Below are 17084 nucleotides of genomic sequence, written 5' to 3' on the forward strand. Positions count from 1 at the left end.
CAGTCGTTAAAAGTGGCGTTAAAAAAAGTTAAAACTTAAAAACTGAATCAATAAAAATTTAATTTTAATCGTTATTCATTTAATAAAAACAATTTAGAACATGAAAAAGATTTTAACATTAGTCCTTGTTTCTGTATTAGGTGGATTTATAACATTATCTACTTATAAACTATTACTTGAAGACAAGCATACAGAAGAGATTAGTAGCATTCAAAATCAACCAAACTTCATTCCTACTAATTATTACAAAACAAATTTAGCATCGGCAGATGAACAGCCAAGTTTTGTTGAAGCTGCTGAAAAAACGGTTCATGCCGTAGTGCATGTTAAAAATACAGCTGTGGTTTCAAGTCCTAACACTTTAGAAGACTTCTTTTTTGGTAGACGCTCACAAAGAGCACAAGTAGGTACTGGAAGTGGTGTCATAATTGATAAAAACGGATATATCATTACCAACAATCATGTGATTGATGGCGCCAGAGAAATATCTATAACTACCAACGACAATAAAATTTATGAAGCCAAATTAATTGGTACAGACCCCAAAACCGATATCGCACTTTTAAAAATTGAAGCTGATGAAGATTTACCATTCGTAACGTTTGGTGATTCTGATCAGGCCAAAATTGGCGAGTGGGTTTTGGCAGTTGGTAATCCATTTAACCTAACCTCAACTGTTACAGCTGGTATTATAAGTGCGAAATCCAGAGATCTTTCGGGTCAAAATTACCAATCATTTATTCAAACAGATGCAGCCGTAAATCCAGGTAATTCTGGTGGCGCATTGGTTAATAATAATGGTGAATTGGTCGGGATTAATACTGCTATATCATCACAAACGGGTTCATACATTGGTTATTCATTTGCTGTGCCTAGTAATATTGCCAGAAAAGTGGTTGAAGATATCATGGAATATGGTAATGTTCAAAATGGGATTTTGGGCGTAAATGGTATTGGTCTGAATGGTATTACTTCAGAAAAATTAGATATCAATACTACGGAAGGTTTTTATGTAAGTTCGGTTGATGAAAAATCTGGTGCCAAAGAAGCAGGTATAGAAAAAGGTGATATTATCACACAAATTGATAATGTAAAAATCTCAAAATTTGCTGATCTCACTGGTTACTTAAACACTAAAAGACCAGATGATGTAGTGAGCGTTTCTATCTTAAGAGGTAATAGTAAAAAAATTCTTCCTGTAACTTTATCTAATATTGAGATAATGACCACAGAATTTTTGGATATTCAAGTTAGGAATATTTCAGATGAATTTAAAGATGAATACAGTATTGAAAGCGGTGTCCTAGTTACCAAAAATGATAATTATTGGTTATACAAAAACATTGGTTTAAACAAAGGATTCATTATTACCGAAATTAATGACACGAAAATCAATAGTATTGATGACATCACAAGGCTAAAAAGTAAATATGGCAGCAAACTTGCCGACAATATTGAAAAAATCAGCGTTATTAACCGTAATGGTCAAAAACACAGTTATATCTTTAGATAAAGCATTTTAAAAATCCTTAAATCCCTTTAACAATTATTAACGTTAAAGGGATTTTTTATTTTATAAAAAACTAAACGAAAACGTTTGAAATATCTTATTTTTGCAAAAAATTTAAAACAACACACTAAAATTTTAAACAATGAGTTTTAACGAAACTTATGAAAGCGAATTAGCATTTCAGGCAGACCGCAGAAGAGCAACTGTTGAATTTATCAAGATTGTAAGTGATTTATGGTATGATAAATCTATTGAGTTGGTACTTTTCAGAAACCAATTAATTGACCGAAATGTTAGTGAAATTCTAAACTTGCATGAATACGCATGTGAATTTGTGCAAAAGCCAATTTCTATTTTTGATTCAGTTGAAATTGCCCAAGCCATTAAAACATTAGACTTACCACCTGCCAAATTAGATATTGGTAAATTAACTTATGAATATCACTTGGAGGAAAAGAAATTCAGTAATGCTTTAGCCTTTGTTGCTGACAAGTTAAGTGATGCAAAAACTGAAAAAGCCATTCAGCCGAAAGACGTCGTATTGTATGGTTTTGGAAGAATTGGTCGTTTAGTTGCTAGAGAATTAATGACTAAAACAGGAAAAGGTAGCCAATTACGTTTAAGAGCTATCGTAACGCGTGGTGACATTAATGAAACCGTTTTAGAAAAACGCGCTTCATTATTACGCAATGATTCTGTTCATGGAGATTTTTCAGGAACCGTAGTTGCTGATGTAAAAAACAATGCTTTAATTATTAATGGAACAACTGTTAATATTATTTCAGCAAATGCTCCTGAAGATATTGATTACACTTCTTATGGTATTAATGATGCCTTGGTTATTGACAACACAGGTGCCTTTAGAGATAAAGAAGCTTTATCACGACATCTAACTTCAAAAGGTGCTGATAAAGTATTATTAACAGCTCCTGGAAAAGGCGTTCCAAATATTGTGCATGGTGTAAACCAAAAAGACCACAATCCTGATAGTGTTGATATTTTTTCAGCTGCATCTTGTACAACCAATGCTATCACACCAGTTTTAAAAGCTGTTGAAGATTCGTTTGGTGTAAAAAGTGGTCATTTAGAAACCATTCATGCTTATACCAACGACCAGAATTTAGTTGACAATTTTCATAAAAAATACCGTCGTGGTCGTGCCGCTGCATTGAACATGGTAATAACTGAAACTGGTGCTGGAAGTGCTGTTGCCAAAGCCTTACCTGAATTGGAAGGCAAATTAACATCAAACGCTATTCGTGTTCCTGTACCTAATGGCTCTCTAGCTATTTTAAATTTGGAATTGGAAAAAGAAACATCTGTTGATGGTATCAACACCATTCTAAAAAAATACGCGCTTGAAGGTGATTTGGTTGAACAAATTAAATACGAATTGAGTGACGAGTTGGTTTCTAGTGATATTGTTGGTAGTTCTGCTCCTGCAATTTATGATAGCAAAGCAACCATTGTACGCCAAGATGGCAAGAATGCTATATTATATATTTGGTATGATAACGAATATGGTTACAGCCATCAAGTTATCAGACTAGCAAAATACATAGCCAAAGTAAGACGTTTTACATATTATTAGTAGTTTTATAATCCAAATAATATTTTTAGTCGTATATAAAAAAGAGCCTCACAATGTGAGGCTTTTTAATATTACTGTTTTTAACTAAACATATTTTCTTATTTTCGTAAACAACAACACTTAACAAAAACCAAATGAAGAAGTCAAACATTTTAATTTTTGCCTTTACTTTAGTATTTCTATGTAGTTTCAACACATTACACGCCCAAACGGAACCTTCTGATGAGGAAGAAGATGTACTCTCTTTAAACAATAGCACCATTGACAATCAATTTGAGTATGTTTTAAGAAAATCCGGGAATTTCAAAGGCACAAATGGTCAAATGTATGAAGCTGTTAATAGAAACATGTTCTTGACGCTCAAAGCACACACCATTGACTCTCTAAAAACAGTACGCAAAGATTTATCTGATACTGAAACTATAGTAAACACACAAGCCAAAGAAATTAATGAACTAAAAACCAATTTAGCAAGTACACAAGCCACTCTTGACGCTACCAATAAAGAAAAAAATAATATGTCTTTATTGGGATTACAAATGAGTAAATCAAGTTACAATGTACTTATGTGGTCCGTAATTGCAGGCTTGCTTGCATTATTATTGTTCTTTATATATAAATTTAAAAACAGTAACGCCGTAACTAAAGAAGCCAAAAAGAATCTGGCTGAAATTGAAGAAGAATTTGACGAACACAGACGAACAGCTTTAGAACGCGAGCAAAAAGTTAGACGCCAATTGCAAGATGAAATAAATAAACAAAAAGGGATAAGTTAGTTAGAACACTTCCTTTAAAAAAATAAATCTGTAAATTCACGTTTACAGATTTATTTTATGATTCAAATTAAACAAGCCACTATAAAAGATTTAGATACTGTAGCGCCTTTATTTGATGCCTATCGTGTCTTTTATAAAGAAGCGTCTAATCTTGCAGATGTTAAAGCATTTTTAACACAACGCTTAAACATTAATGACTCTATTATTTATTTAGCACAAATAAATAATCAAGTTGTAGGTTTTACGCAACTATACCCACTATTTTCTTCAGTATCTCTCCAACCAATATTATTGTTAAATGACTTGTATGTAGACAGAAATTATAGAAATAAAGGCATTGGAGAAGCCTTAATTTCTAAAGCAAAAGCATATTGTAAAGACCATAAATTAAAAGGCTTAAGTATTCAAACAGCTCTTGATAATCCGGCACAGCACCTATATCAACGACTGGGTTTTATTAAAGACACCGACTTACAGTTTTTTTGGAGCAATGAATAATTTTAATTAATAAACTACATTTTAATGTGATGAAAAAATACAGGATATTAAATGCTTCAGCAAAATTATTGATACTACTTACCTTTAGCATATTATTTAATTCTTGTAACGGGCAAGAAAAAAAGAACGCCTTGAATAAATCTGATTCAGAAATATCAGATTCCTCTGGTTACGAATCCAAAACGAACCAAATTAAAACTGTGGACGTTAACGTATCATTTCATTTTCCAAATTTTGAAAACAAAATAAGTGATGTGGTCAGGACTATGTATCAAGATCATAAAGGCAATTTTTGGTTTGGCACTCAAAATGGGGCATTCAAAGTTTTGGGTGATTCATTAATTCATATAGATAATGTTATAAGCGAATCTGGTAAAGGGGTAACAATTAAAGCCATCACAGAAAGTGAGGATGGTAAAATATGGTTAGGGCATGAAAGTGGTATCAGTAAAATTGATGGGGAATTAGTGACAAACTACTATGAATCCGATGGTTTAATAAGCAATGATGTATGGTCTATGGCTGCCGACAAAAATGGTAGCATATGGATTGGAACAATTGATGGCGTTTGTGTATTCGATGGTCATAAATTCACCAAAATGGATCTTCCTGAAGGAAAAATAAATACTGATTTAGCTATTTCAAGCACAAAAATGGTGAATCATATAATGGAAGATAGCAAAGGAAAAATATGGTTTAGTACCAACGGAGGAATCTATGTATATAGCAATAATAGTGTAATAAACATTTCTGAAAAAGACGGACTAAATACGAGCTTCGTAAATATGGTAATTGAAGGCCAAAATGGCGATTTTTGGATTTCAACACCTAAAGGTCTTTTTCAGTATAAGAACGATACACTTATTAATGTTACAAAAAACCTTTTCAAAGAAGATGTTGGTACTGGATGGGTCATTGAAGATTCAAAAGGTGCTATTTGGTTTAATTGTTCGCGTAGAATTTTTAGATTAAATAATGGCGAACTTACAGAACACAGATTATCTGATGAAAATAATGGCCCATTGACTTTTCAAATCTATGAAGACCACAAAGAGCGCCTATGGTTTATTGGTTTTGGCGGTGCATTTCGTTATGAAAATGACCGTTTCATTAATGTCACCAAAAATGGCCCTTTTTAACTTAACACAAACAAAGAACACTATTATTTTGCATATGGAGACATACTATTAACTTAACTTTAATAAAAAAATAAACGAACTTCGTTAACTCCTGATATAAATCATTAAAACGATATCATATCAATAAGTTATACCAATTTGAGGAAATGACACAGCACAGAAAAAGAAATAAAAATTTGGGTTTGGCTGAACTAATTGCCATTGCTCTTGGAGGAATGGTTGGTGGTGGAATTTTTACAATACTTGGAATTTCAGTTTCATTAATCGGAAACCTTACACCAATTGCTATAATTATTGGCGGACTGATTGCATCGTTAGCTGCTTATTCTTATGTAAAATTAGGACTTTATTATAAAGATGAAGGAGCAACATATTCCTTCTTTAAACGAACTTATCCGAATTCTAATTTTTCAGCTTCTGCAATTGGTTGGTTTATCATTTTTGGTTACATAAGTACTTTAGCATTATATGCTTATACATTTTCATCTTACGCCATAAGTAGTACTGAATTTGCTGATAACGTTTGGATTAGAAAAGGAATAGCAATAGGAGTTATTGGAGTATTCACTTTTATAAACATTTGGAGTGTTAATGGAATGGGTAAGATTGAGGACTTAATGGTTTATACCAAACTTATTGTTTTAACTATTATTTCAATTGTTTTAATAAGTCACGGAACAACTGACTTCGGTTCCTTTGTTAAGAATATGACTTTAGATTTACAAGAATCAAGTGTCTTTTCTATCTTAATTGTTGCTTCTCTCACCTTTGTCGCATATGAAGGTTTTCAATTGGTCATTAACGCAGTAAATGAAATGACTAATCCTGAAAAAAATATACCAAGAGCAATTTATAGCGCTATTTCATTAGCTGTACTAATTTATGTTGTTATATCAATGGGAGCGTTGTTCGCAATTCCAACAGAGGAAATTATTAAAAATAAAGAATTTGCACTTGCATCTGGAGCAGGGAATATTTTAGGAAAATTAGGGACAAATCTTGTTATTTTAGGTGCGATTTTAGCAACAAGTAGTGCAATTAGCGGAACTGTCTTTGGCTCTTCACGTCAAATGTCTGTCATTGCAAAAGATGGTTTTTTTCCTCATATCTTATCCATTAGAAAAAATAACAGTCCTCAAAATGCAATTTTAGCAATGGCAATAATTTCTAGTATTCTAATCTTAATTGGTGGATTAGAATTAATTCTTGAATTTGGAAGTGTTACTTTTCTTTTAGTATCACTATTAATGGCAATAGCGAATTTTAAAATAAGAGATAAAACTAATTCATCGTCATTTCTGACTATACTTTCAATAATTGGATTAAGCATTGGTGGAATTTTAATTCTTTATTATGAATTGACAAATAATTGGCAACAAATGTTAGTGATAATTATCCTATATATTTTACTTGCTTTTGGTGCTTGGAAGTTTTCATCTAAAGAAAAAAACAGGGCATAACAACGTGTATAATCCATGCTGCTTCGCTACTCCAATTTTAATTACTAACTTTAAAGCATCTGATTTGCAGCTGAATCTGACTACGTCTGATTCCGCACAAATCATACACAAAACCGTTAACGAAACTCCAAAAACAAAACCTACTATTCCAAAAAACATTTCAAGTATATTTGCAGTCTAAAGCAAGACTATGCGTATTGATATCATTACCGTTTTACCCGAGCTATTAAGTAGTCCGTTTGAGGCATCTATTTTAAAGCGTGCCATTGAGGCCAATTTAGTAGAGGTACATTTTCATAATCTTCGGGATTATACCACTGATAACTATAAATCTGTAGACGATTACCAATTTGGTGGTGGTGCAGGTATGGTCATGATGATTGAACCTATTGATAAATGTATTTCAGGTTTAAAAGCCCAACGTGAATATGATGAAATAATCTATATGACACCAGATGGCGAAACCTTAAATCAGGGCATTGCCAATCAAATCTCGCTTAAAGAAAACATAATCATTCTTTGCGGACATTATAAAGGTGTAGACCAACGCGTGCGTGATCATTTTATAACTCGTGAAATCTCTATTGGCGATTTTGTGCTATCTGGTGGCGAATTAGGTGCAGCTGTTTTGTGTGATGCTGTTATTAGATTAATACCAGGTGTGCTAGGTAATGAGACTTCTGCCCTAACCGATTCGTTTCAAGATAATTTGCTAGCACCTCCTATTTACACAAGACCACGCAGTTACAACGGTTGGGATGTTCCTGAAGTTTTGTTTAGTGGTAACTTCCCAGAAATAGAAAAATGGCGTGAAGACCAAGCTTACCAACGCACAAAAGATAGACGTCCAGATTTATTGGATGAATAAACTCTTTATGACGTCAGTTCGAGTGTTTCAATCCTTAAGGTCAAAATGTATCGAGAAGAAGTAAAAAAATATATTATTAATTGTTCATTACTAATTATTAATTATCTTTGCACCCAATTTCGGGTTAACCTCTGGCGAGAATCGTGAATGTTGTTTCGAATTAATTTGATTTAAATTTAAAGATATGGAATCTTTAGTAAAATTTGTACAAGACGAGTTTGTAACAAGAAAAGACTTCCCAGAGTTTAGTGCTGGTGATACTATTACGGTTTATTACGAAATTAAAGAAGGTAATAAAACACGTACACAGTTTTTTAGAGGTGTTGTAATCCAAAGAAGAGGAACAGGAACTTCAGAAACTTTTACTATCAGAAAAATGTCTGGAACTATTGGTGTAGAACGTATTTTCCCAGTAAACATGCCAGCATTACAAAAAGTTGAAGTGAACAAGCGTGGTAGCGTTCGTAGAGCACGTATTTACTACTTCAGAGGCTTGACTGGTAAAAAAGCAAGAATTAAAGAAAGTATGAAACGTTAATAATCAGTTAATAACGTTGGGAAGCCCTGTTTTTACAGGGCTTTTTTTATGAACAAAAGTTAATAACTCTTGTTTATAATTGGTTGATATCTAACACCTTAAATAATTTGGAAATTTAAAATGTCGCCATATATTAGCAAAACGATTAAGGGACAACTTCGGTTGGTGTTAGTTTGAAAATAACTACTTTATTCTTAAATCGTATAAAGTAACGTTCTTTATATAATTGTTTTTTGAGGTTTTGAAACAGTATGTGTAAGCATATGTGGTTGAGAAATCATGAAGCTAAAAAAGTACAGCATATTCTGTAGGTTGTAACTTGGAAGTGGAAAGCTACGGATAGTAATTGAATCGAAAGTGATGGTTACACACATGTAGCAATGATTTGAAAATGGTGAGTCATGAAAATGGATTACAACGGACAAATCATCAAGAAAAGCAATTAAAACGAAACATTTTTAGCAACACGTCAATACATTTTGAAAGTTGCACTATTAAAAATGTTTTTTTGAAACGGTTTCGCTTGAATTGAAAAGTATGAATGTATTTTCATATGAGGTAGCAGCAATGTTACATAGATCATGCAAAACCTTTCAAAAGAAAGCCATGTCAACATCAGATTTATTCTGAAGTGATATGGCTTTTGTTTTTTATATATTCGTGTTTCGTATATTAAAACCGTATCAATAAAAACATGAACTTACACGTTATTTCTGATCAAACATTTGAAAAACAAGACTACCGCTCAAAGGGTCTTCCTAAAGCAGAATATGATAATTGTACGTTTACAAACTGCGATTTTACTGATTCCTACCTATCTGCCACATCTTTTATAGAATGTCAGTTTACTGACTGTAATTTAAGTGGCGTAAAAATTAAAGACAGTACTTTTAATGAGGTTTTATTTACACATAGTAAATTGTTGGGTATAAATTTCGCAGAATGTAGTGACTTTCTATTTTCAATTGAAGCGCATCATTCTATTTTTAGTTTTTCATCTTTCTACAATAAAAATCTCAACCAAACGCATTTTAACCATTGTATTTTTGAAAAAGTAGATTTTACTAATGCTAATTTATCAAAAGTACGCTTTGAGAAATCAGATTTAAAGCATGCTATATTTGAAAATACCAATTTGGAACTTGTAGATTTTAGGACAGCAAGTAATTTTAATATTAATCCTGATAGCAATAAACTTAAAAAAGCACGATTTTCAAAAGATGGTGCACTTACCTTATTATCAAACCATCAAATCATTATAGAATAAATTGCTGAAAACTCAAAATAAAGCGATTAAATATTACGAATACTAAACGAATGACATTGCTATGTGGTTAAACAGCGTGATGCATCTATAAATCAGCAATATTTGTTATATTTGCAGTTCTTAAAAACAAAGCATTCACGTCTATAAAAATCTAAATAATTATGACAAAATCTTCTACAATAATTTACACTAAAACAGATGAAGCTCCAGCATTGGCTACCTTCTCCTTTCTACCCATAGTAAAAGCATTTGCAAAATCATCTGGAATTACTGTTGAAACTAAAGACATCTCATTGGCTGCTAGAATATTAGCCGTTTTCCCAGATTTCTTAAGTGCAGAACAACAAGTAGAAGATGCTCTTGGCATTTTAGGTGAGATGGTTAAAAAACCTGAAGCCAATATCATAAAATTACCAAATATTAGTGCTTCAATTCCACAATTGAAAGCTGCTATAAAAGAGTTGCAGAAAAAAGGTTACAAGCTTCCCGATTACCCTGACAACCCTGAAAATGACATTGAAAAAGACATCAGGAATCGTTATGACAAAATAAAAGGAAGTGCTGTAAATCCAGTACTTCGTGAAGGTAATTCGGATCGTCGCGCACCTAAAGCGGTGAAGAACTTTGCCAAAAAGAATCCGCACTCTATGGGAGCATGGAGCAAAGACTCCAAAACTCATGTAGCTACAATGAGCGAAGGTGATTTTGCTCATAATGAAAAATCGGCAACTATTTCAGATGCTACGTCAATTAAAATAGTTCATACTGATATATCAGGAAATGAAACAGTTTTAAAACCTGCATTTCCATTATTATCCGGTGAAATTATTGATGCAACTGTAATGAGTAAAAAAGCGTTATTAAGCTTTTTAGAACGTGAGATTGCTGATGCTAATGAACAAGGCGTACTTTTTTCACTTCACATGAAAGCGACTATGATGAAAGTAAGTGACCCCATTATTTTTGGTCATGCTGTTCGGGTGTTTTTTAAAGATTTATTTGAAAAGTATCAAAGCGATTTTGATGCTATTGGTGTAGATGTTAATAATGGTTTCGGTAATTTGGTAAGTAAAATTTCAGAATTACCAGAAGCTAAACGCAAGGCTATTGAAGCTGATATAGAAGCTACGTTTAACAATCGACCAGATTTAGCCATGGTCAATAGCGATAAGGGCATTACAAATTTACATGTTCCTAGTGATGTCATTATTGATGCTTCCATGCCAGCTATGATTCGTACATCTGGCCAAATGTGGAATAAAGAAGGTAAGCAACAAGATACCAAAGCTGTAATTCCAGATAGCAGTTATGCTGGTGTGTATAGTGCTACTATTGATTTTTGCAAAAAACATGGAGCCTTTGATCCTACTACTATGGGAACCGTTCCTAATGTTGGTTTAATGGCACAAAAAGCTGAAGAATATGGATCGCATGATAAAACATTTGAAATTTCAAGCGACGGAAAAGTTTCGGTTATTGATACCTCTGGGAATACTTTAATGGAACATAACGTTGAAGCTGGTGATATTTGGAGAATGTGCCAAGTCAAAGATGCTCCAATTCAAGACTGGGTTAAGCTAGCCATTACAAGAGCCAGAAACTCTCAAACACCAGCCGTTTTTTGGTTAGATAAAAATAGAGCTCATGATGCTGAATTAATTAAAAAAGTCAAAACCTATCTAAAAAACCATGATACCAATGGATTGGATATTCGTATTCTATCACCTGTTGATGCAACTCAATTTACATTGGAACGTGTAAAGGATGGAAAGGATACCATTTCAGTTACGGGCAACGTATTACGTGATTATTTAACAGATTTATTCCCAATTTTAGAATTAGGAACCAGTGCAAAAATGTTATCCATTGTTCCATTAATGAATGGTGGTGGATTATTTGAAACAGGTGCAGGAGGTTCTGCTCCTAAACATGTTCAGCAGTTGGTTGAAGAAAATCATTTACGCTGGGATTCATTAGGTGAGTTTTTAGCATTGGCTGTTTCATTGGAGCATTTAAGTGAAGCTTCTAATAATCCTAAAGCATCTATTCTTGGTGAAGCATTAGATGATGCAACAGAAAAATTATTACAGAACAACCAATCACCTAAACGTAAGGTTGGAGAATTGGATAACAGAGGTAGTCACTTTTATTTAGCATTGTATTGGGCAGAAGCCTTGGCCAATCAGAATAAAGATGCTGAACTCAAAAATACGTTTGCCAGTTTATCAAAATTATTTAAGGATAAAGAAACCTTAATTATAGAAGAATTAAATAAAGTTCAAGGTAATTCGGTTAACATTGGTGGTTATTACGAACCAAATGATGCCATGGCTAATTCAGTCATGCGACCAAGTGATACACTAAACAAAATATTAGATTCAATAAACTAAACATAAAGTTAATATGAAAAGCTCCTTTAAAAGGGGCTTTTTTTATACTTTTATTAAAAATTGCTATTAATGACGGTTAAAACTTATTACCTACTGCTACTGCTATGTTTGATCAATATTTTTACATACGCTCAAGATAAAGTAACCTTAAGTGGTATAGTTTCAGATGCAGATAGCAATGAAACATTAATTGGCGTTAACATCATCTTTCCTGAATTAAAAACTGGTGCAACAACCAACGAATACGGATTTTATTCCATCACCATACCCAAAGGCTCCTATAATATTGTAATAAGTTATTTAGGCTATCAAAACATTACAGAAACCATTGACTTAACTGATAATATTAAAAAAGATTTTAGTCTTATCGCATCAGTCGAAAGCCTTGATGAAGTTCTAATAAAAGAGAATGTTGAAAAACTCAATATTAGAAAACCACAAATGAGTATCAATGCCCTTACATCTAATACCATTAAACAAATTCCTGTAGTTTTTGGTGAAGCCGATGTAATAAAAGCCATCACACTATTACCAGGTGTAACCACTGCAGGAGAAGGCGCCTCTGGATTCAATGTTCGTGGTGGTGCAGCTGATCAAAATTTAATATTACTAGATGAAGCGACTATTTATAATTCTTCACATCTATTTGGTTTCTTTTCAGTTTTTAATCCTGATGCTATTAAAGATTTAAAGCTTTATAAGGGAGGAATTCCAGCTCGCTATGGTGGTCGTGTTTCTTCTGTACTAGATATCTATCAAAAAGAAGGAAACAGTAACAAATTCCACATGAATGGTGGCATAGGTTTAATATCCAGTAGATTACTTGCTGAAGGCCCAATAAACAATGGAAAAGGTTCCTTTCTACTAGGTGGTAGAGCAACGTATGCACACTTATTTTTACCGTTATTTGACATTGAGAACAAAGCTTATTTTTATGACCTGAACACAAAAATTAGTTACAAACTAAATCAAAACAACAATATCTATTTGTCTGGCTATTTTGGTCGTGACGTATTTAGTTTGAATGAAAGTTTTAAAAATACCTATGGAAATACCGTTTTAAACTTTAGGTGGAATCATCTATTTTCTGATAAACTTTTCTCTAATCTGTCCTTAATTTATTCCGATTACTACTATGGTCTTCGTCTCGATTTTGTTGGATTTAATTGGGATTCAGGTATTCGAAATTTTAATATTAAATATGATTTTAAGCATTATTTAAGTGATAAAATAAAACTACAATATGGTTTAAACAGTATTTATCACAAATTCAATCCTGGTGAAATAAAACCCTCAAATGATGAGTCTGGTATCAATGCAGATAAGCTAATTGACAAATATGCCTTTGAAAATGCCTTGTATTTAGACATAGAACATAAATTGACCAATAAATTGAGTGCTTCTTATGGTTTACGGTACAATTCATTTTTAAGGTTAGGCCAAGACGAATTGAATATTTATGCAAATGACCAAGCCGTGAATTTTAACCAAGAACTTCAAATTTATGAAAAAGCAGAACCACTTGGAACCGAAAAATACAATAGAAGTGATGTGATTAAATCTTTCGGCAATTTTGAACCAAGATTAGCATTGTCTTATTTATTAAACAACAGTGCTTCAGTTAAGGCAAGTTATAATCGCTTGAGTCAATATTTACATTTAATTTCTAATACTAGCTCACCAACGCCTTTAGACGTTTGGGCTCCAAGTGGTAAGTACATAAAACCGCAAATACTGGATCAAATTGCAATAGGATATTTTAAAAATTTAAGAGATAACACCTACTCTTTAGAAGTCGAATCTTTTTATAAAAAAGTTAAAAATAGAATTGATTATATTGATGGCGCAGATTTAATTGCCAATGACGCCATTGAACAGGTTATTTTAAATGGTGAAGCTAGAGCCTACGGTTTGGAAATACTTTTTAGAAAAAACGAAGGCCGTTTTAAAGGTTGGATTGCCTATACACTTTCAAAATCTGAACAACGTACGCCTGGTAGAAATAACTTTGAACCAGGAATAAATAATGGTGAATGGTATAGCACACCGTATGATAAAACACATGATGTATCATTTACCGGCAGCTATGATTTCAACAGAAAATGGCGCTTTAATGCCAATTTCTTATTTCAAACAGGACAACCAGTTACCTATCCTAATGCTCAATATCAGTATAACGGCATTACCATTCCAAACTATGGTTTAAGAAATGAATATAGATTACCAGCCTATCACAGATTAGATATTTCTGCAACTTATACACCAAAACCCGACTCTAAAAAAAGATGGCAAGGCGAATGGGTTTTTGGTATTTACAATATATATAACAGGCGCAATGCCGCATCAATAAATTTTCAAGAAAACAGAGATACTGGTGTCAATGAAGCCGTAAGACTTTCAATTTTTGGCATTGTACCATCCGTTTCATATAACTTTAAATTTTAACATGATGAAAATTAAATATACACTCCTTTTATTTATTGCCTTTATAGTATTTTCGTGTGAAGATGTTATTGACGTTGATGTACCTACTTCAGAACCACGATTAGTTATTGACGCATCAATAAATTGGTTTAAAGGAACCGCTGGAAATGAACAATCAATTAAATTGACGCTAACAGCTCCATTTTTTAATGACGGTGTACCTCCAGCTAACAATGCTCTAGTTTCTATTACAGACCAAAACAACAATGTCTTTGATTTTATTGAGGAAGGTGATTCAGGTATTTACATGAATTCTGATTTTATTCCAGTCATTAATTCAGAATATACCTTAACTATTATTTACAACAATGAAACCTATACCGCTACAGATACACTTCTATCAGTTGCTGAAATTGATCGTGTTGAACAAAATTTAGAAGGCGGCTTTACTGGTGAAGAAACTGAATTAAAAGCTTTTTTTACAGATCCTGCAGATGAAGAAAATTATTATTTTTTTGAATATATACCAAGTATTCCAGTAACGCCTACGTTAGACACATTCAAAGATGAATTTGTAAACGGCAATGAAATTTTTGGGTTCTATGTAGAAGAAGATTTAGAACCTGGTGATGAAGTGATAATTAGAAATTATGGTGTTTCAGAACAATTTTATGAGTTTATCTTTGTACTACTTCAACAAACAAGTCAAGGAGGTGGTCCTTTTGAAACTCAACCAGCCACTGTGCGAGGGAACTGTATTAATGTAACTAATTCTAATAATTATCCTTTGGGCTATTTTAGATTATCAGAAGTATCTGAAATAATATATACCGTTCAAAATTAAATAATCAAAAAACCTTATTTTTGATTTATGAATTTCATTAAAACTACGGAGCAAGATTCCAATTATAATCATTTGGAAAAAATGTCAATTTCCGAATTATTGATAAATATTAATAATGAGGATAAAACCGTTCCAAACGCTGTTGAAAAAGCAATTCCACAAATAGAAAAATTTGTTACTGTAATTGTAAACAAATTACAGCAAGGTGGCCGCTTATTCTACATTGGTGCAGGTACAAGTGGTCGATTAGGAATTGTTGACGCATCTGAATGTCCACCAACCTTTGGGGTTCCTCATGATCTTGTTATTGGACTAATAGCTGGAGGCGATGATGCCATAAGAAAGGCAGTTGAATTTGCTGAAGATTCAAAAGTACAAGCTTGGTCAGATCTTAAAGAATATGATATCAATGCAAATGATGTTGTTATTGGGATAGCAGCATCAGGTACTACCCCTTATGTTATTGGCGGACTTGAAACTTGTAATAATAATAATATCATTACTGGTTGTATAACCTGTAATCATGATAGCCCATTATCAAAGACTGCTAAATTTCCCATTGAAGTTATTGTAGGTCCAGAGTTTGTAACGGGTAGCTCACGAATGAAAGCTGGAACAGCTCAAAAACTAGTATTGAACATGATCTCAACAGCAGCTATGGTTCAATTGGGAAAAGTAAAGGGCAATAAAATGGTTGATATGCAATTAAGTAATAATAAATTGGTAGATAGAGGAACAAAAATGATCATGAATGAATTAGATATTTCTTATCAAGATGCTAATATTTTGTTGGAAAAATATGGAAATGTTCGTTCTGCCATTGAAAATCATAAAAATGGAAACTAAACACACAAATAAAGAAATTTTAGTTCAAGGTTTGAAGAAAATGGCCATTTCTGTGCTTTGTATGTTTATTGGTCCTTTATTGTTACATATTGCTTTTAGTAATCAAGAAAAACCATTGTATATCCCAATTTTAATAGTGGGCATATTTGTTTGTTCAGCTGCTATTTTTATAGCTTTTAAAGGCTTAAAAACTATAATGAATAGTATGTTTAATTAAGATTAATAGATTTTGGTGTTGTAGGGTTGTATCCAAAGTTAGTGTCATTAATGGTAATTTTTAATCCATCTAATATATAATTAATTATGGCATAATGGTGTATTGCGTGACTATTGGCTTGAGCTAATAAAGCTGAATACGTATAGTTTATTTTTTCTTTTCCAACTCCTAAATCATCTAACACGGTTACTTCTTTTTTTAAGTCCAAATCACCAAGGCTCAACAATCTCTCTTCTAAAATACTTAAATATTTTAGTGCACTTTCACAATTTGTTTCAACTTCTAAATCTCTACATCGAGCAGTCAAATCAAATATTTGATCAGATTTCAATATACAGTCATAAAAGTCTAGTACATGCCTTATATGAGATCCTACGCTTGAATAATAAGGAGGTATTGAATCATCGGATAAAATTTGGTCAGATAAGTTGGATAATAAAAAAAATACTTTTTGAAGTGTATTTAAGTTAGCTTGTATTATTGTATTCATGTAAGGCTTATAAAAGAGTAGAATTCAATTGGTCTGTAATATAATTAAATTTCTTCAATTGGTCTTTAAAACAAACTAACCTTACATGTATTACAAAAAAAGCAAAAAAAAAGACTCAACCAAAAAAATGATTGAGTCTTAAAAAAGGCGGCGACCTACTCTCCCACGAGATGCAGTACCATTGGCGCTAACGGGCTTAACTACTCTGTTCGGAATGGTAAGAGGT

General features: G+C 32.6%; 15 protein-coding genes and 1 rRNA gene. 14 read left to right on the top strand and 2 right to left on the bottom strand.

Going from position 1 to position 17084, the window contains the following annotated elements; translation table 11 throughout:
• Positions 1-100: 100 nt before the first annotated feature.
• The 14 genes from C1S72_RS12875 (at position 101) to C1S72_RS12940 (ending at position 16368) form a co-directional block, all read left to right on the top strand.
• Positions 101-1513: a trypsin-like peptidase domain-containing protein gene (locus C1S72_RS12875; protein WP_104736130.1), complete on the top strand. Its 1413-nt coding sequence runs from the start codon at positions 101-103 to the stop codon at positions 1511-1513.
• A gap of 139 nt (positions 1514-1652) precedes the next feature.
• Positions 1653-3101: a glyceraldehyde-3-phosphate dehydrogenase gene (locus C1S72_RS12880; protein ID WP_104736131.1), complete on the top strand. Its 1449-nt coding sequence runs from the start codon at positions 1653-1655 to the stop codon at positions 3099-3101.
• A gap of 134 nt (positions 3102-3235) precedes the next feature.
• Complete coding sequence (locus C1S72_RS12885; RefSeq protein ID WP_104736132.1) at positions 3236-3877, top strand: tRNA (guanine-N1)-methyltransferase; 642 nt, start codon at positions 3236-3238, stop codon at positions 3875-3877.
• 57 nt (positions 3878-3934) lie between these two features.
• A complete protein-coding gene (locus C1S72_RS12890; RefSeq protein WP_317045765.1) occupies positions 3935-4375 on the top strand; it encodes a GNAT family N-acetyltransferase in 441 nt (146 codons plus the stop codon).
• A 29-nt stretch (positions 4376-4404) separates the two neighbouring features.
• Positions 4405-5514 carry a ligand-binding sensor domain-containing protein gene (locus C1S72_RS12895; protein WP_104736133.1) on the top strand — a complete coding sequence of 370 codons (1110 nt, stop codon included), beginning with the start codon at positions 4405-4407 and terminating at the stop codon, positions 5512-5514.
• Between the two features lie 146 nt (positions 5515-5660).
• Positions 5661-6974, top strand: coding sequence for an APC family permease (locus tag C1S72_RS12900; RefSeq protein ID WP_104736134.1), 1314 nt, complete (start codon positions 5661-5663; stop codon positions 6972-6974).
• A gap of 190 nt (positions 6975-7164) precedes the next feature.
• A complete protein-coding gene (gene trmD, locus C1S72_RS12905) occupies positions 7165-7842 on the top strand; it encodes a tRNA (guanosine(37)-N1)-methyltransferase TrmD (protein WP_104736135.1) in 678 nt (225 codons plus the stop codon).
• 184 nt (positions 7843-8026) lie between these two features.
• Positions 8027-8380 carry a 50S ribosomal protein L19 gene (rplS, locus tag C1S72_RS12910; RefSeq protein ID WP_104736136.1) on the top strand — a complete coding sequence of 118 codons (354 nt, stop codon included), beginning with the start codon at positions 8027-8029 and terminating at the stop codon, positions 8378-8380.
• Between the two features lie 694 nt (positions 8381-9074).
• Positions 9075-9647, top strand: coding sequence for a pentapeptide repeat-containing protein (locus tag C1S72_RS12915; protein WP_104736137.1), 573 nt, complete (start codon positions 9075-9077; stop codon positions 9645-9647).
• A gap of 161 nt (positions 9648-9808) precedes the next feature.
• On the top strand, positions 9809-12037 hold the full coding sequence (locus tag C1S72_RS12920; protein ID WP_104736138.1) for an NADP-dependent isocitrate dehydrogenase: 2229 nt from the start codon (positions 9809-9811) through the stop codon (positions 12035-12037).
• Positions 12038-12106: 69 nt separating this feature from the next.
• Positions 12107-14482, top strand: a complete 2376-nt coding sequence (locus C1S72_RS12925; RefSeq protein ID WP_104736139.1) for a TonB-dependent receptor — start codon at positions 12107-12109, stop codon at positions 14480-14482.
• A gap of 1 nt (position 14483) precedes the next feature.
• Positions 14484-15305, top strand: coding sequence for a DUF4249 domain-containing protein (locus C1S72_RS12930; protein ID WP_104736140.1), 822 nt, complete (start codon positions 14484-14486; stop codon positions 15303-15305).
• A 27-nt stretch (positions 15306-15332) separates the two neighbouring features.
• Positions 15333-16151 (top strand): N-acetylmuramic acid 6-phosphate etherase, encoded by an 819-nt coding sequence (gene murQ, locus C1S72_RS12935; protein ID WP_104736141.1) that lies wholly within the window; start codon positions 15333-15335, stop codon positions 16149-16151.
• Positions 16141-16368 carry a DUF6095 family protein gene (locus tag C1S72_RS12940; protein WP_104736164.1) on the top strand — a complete coding sequence of 76 codons (228 nt, stop codon included), beginning with the start codon at positions 16141-16143 and terminating at the stop codon, positions 16366-16368. The genes murQ and C1S72_RS12940 overlap by 11 nt, the downstream gene beginning before the upstream one ends.
• On the opposite strand, the gene C1S72_RS12945 is transcribed toward C1S72_RS12940, so the two are convergent.
• Both C1S72_RS12945 and rrf read right to left on the bottom strand, forming a co-directional pair.
• Positions 16361-16858, bottom strand: coding sequence for a hypothetical protein (locus C1S72_RS12945; protein WP_104736142.1), 498 nt, complete (start codon positions 16856-16858; stop codon positions 16361-16363). The two genes, C1S72_RS12940 and C1S72_RS12945, sit on opposite strands and share 8 nt — an antisense overlap.
• Positions 16859-17000: 142 nt before the next feature.
• Positions 17001-17084, bottom strand: a 5S ribosomal RNA gene (gene rrf, locus C1S72_RS12950); the annotation flags it as partial.

It is taken from the genome of Hanstruepera ponticola, assembly GCF_002940745.1.
Classification (GTDB): domain Bacteria; phylum Bacteroidota; class Bacteroidia; order Flavobacteriales; family Flavobacteriaceae; genus Hanstruepera; species Hanstruepera ponticola.

Coding starts and splice junctions, on each gene's coding strand:
- C1S72_RS12875 (WP_104736130.1), top strand. CDS start 101: ATGAAAAAGATTTTAACATTAGTCCTTGTTTCTGTATTAGGTGGATTT.
- C1S72_RS12880 (WP_104736131.1), top strand. CDS start 1,653: ATGAGTTTTAACGAAACTTATGAAAGCGAATTAGCATTTCAGGCAGAC.
- C1S72_RS12885 (WP_104736132.1), top strand. CDS start 3,236: ATGAAGAAGTCAAACATTTTAATTTTTGCCTTTACTTTAGTATTTCTA.
- C1S72_RS12890 (WP_317045765.1), top strand. CDS start 3,935: ATGATTCAAATTAAACAAGCCACTATAAAAGATTTAGATACTGTAGCG.
- C1S72_RS12895 (WP_104736133.1), top strand. CDS start 4,405: ATGAAAAAATACAGGATATTAAATGCTTCAGCAAAATTATTGATACTA.
- C1S72_RS12900 (WP_104736134.1), top strand. CDS start 5,661: ATGACACAGCACAGAAAAAGAAATAAAAATTTGGGTTTGGCTGAACTA.
- trmD (WP_104736135.1), top strand. CDS start 7,165: ATGCGTATTGATATCATTACCGTTTTACCCGAGCTATTAAGTAGTCCG.
- rplS (WP_104736136.1), top strand. CDS start 8,027: ATGGAATCTTTAGTAAAATTTGTACAAGACGAGTTTGTAACAAGAAAA.
- C1S72_RS12915 (WP_104736137.1), top strand. CDS start 9,075: ATGAACTTACACGTTATTTCTGATCAAACATTTGAAAAACAAGACTAC.
- C1S72_RS12920 (WP_104736138.1), top strand. CDS start 9,809: ATGACAAAATCTTCTACAATAATTTACACTAAAACAGATGAAGCTCCA.
- C1S72_RS12925 (WP_104736139.1), top strand. CDS start 12,107: ATGACGGTTAAAACTTATTACCTACTGCTACTGCTATGTTTGATCAAT.
- C1S72_RS12930 (WP_104736140.1), top strand. CDS start 14,484: ATGATGAAAATTAAATATACACTCCTTTTATTTATTGCCTTTATAGTA.
- murQ (WP_104736141.1), top strand. CDS start 15,333: ATGAATTTCATTAAAACTACGGAGCAAGATTCCAATTATAATCATTTG.
- C1S72_RS12940 (WP_104736164.1), top strand. CDS start 16,141: ATGGAAACTAAACACACAAATAAAGAAATTTTAGTTCAAGGTTTGAAG.
- C1S72_RS12945 (WP_104736142.1), bottom strand. CDS start 16,858: ATGAATACAATAATACAAGCTAACTTAAATACACTTCAAAAAGTATTT.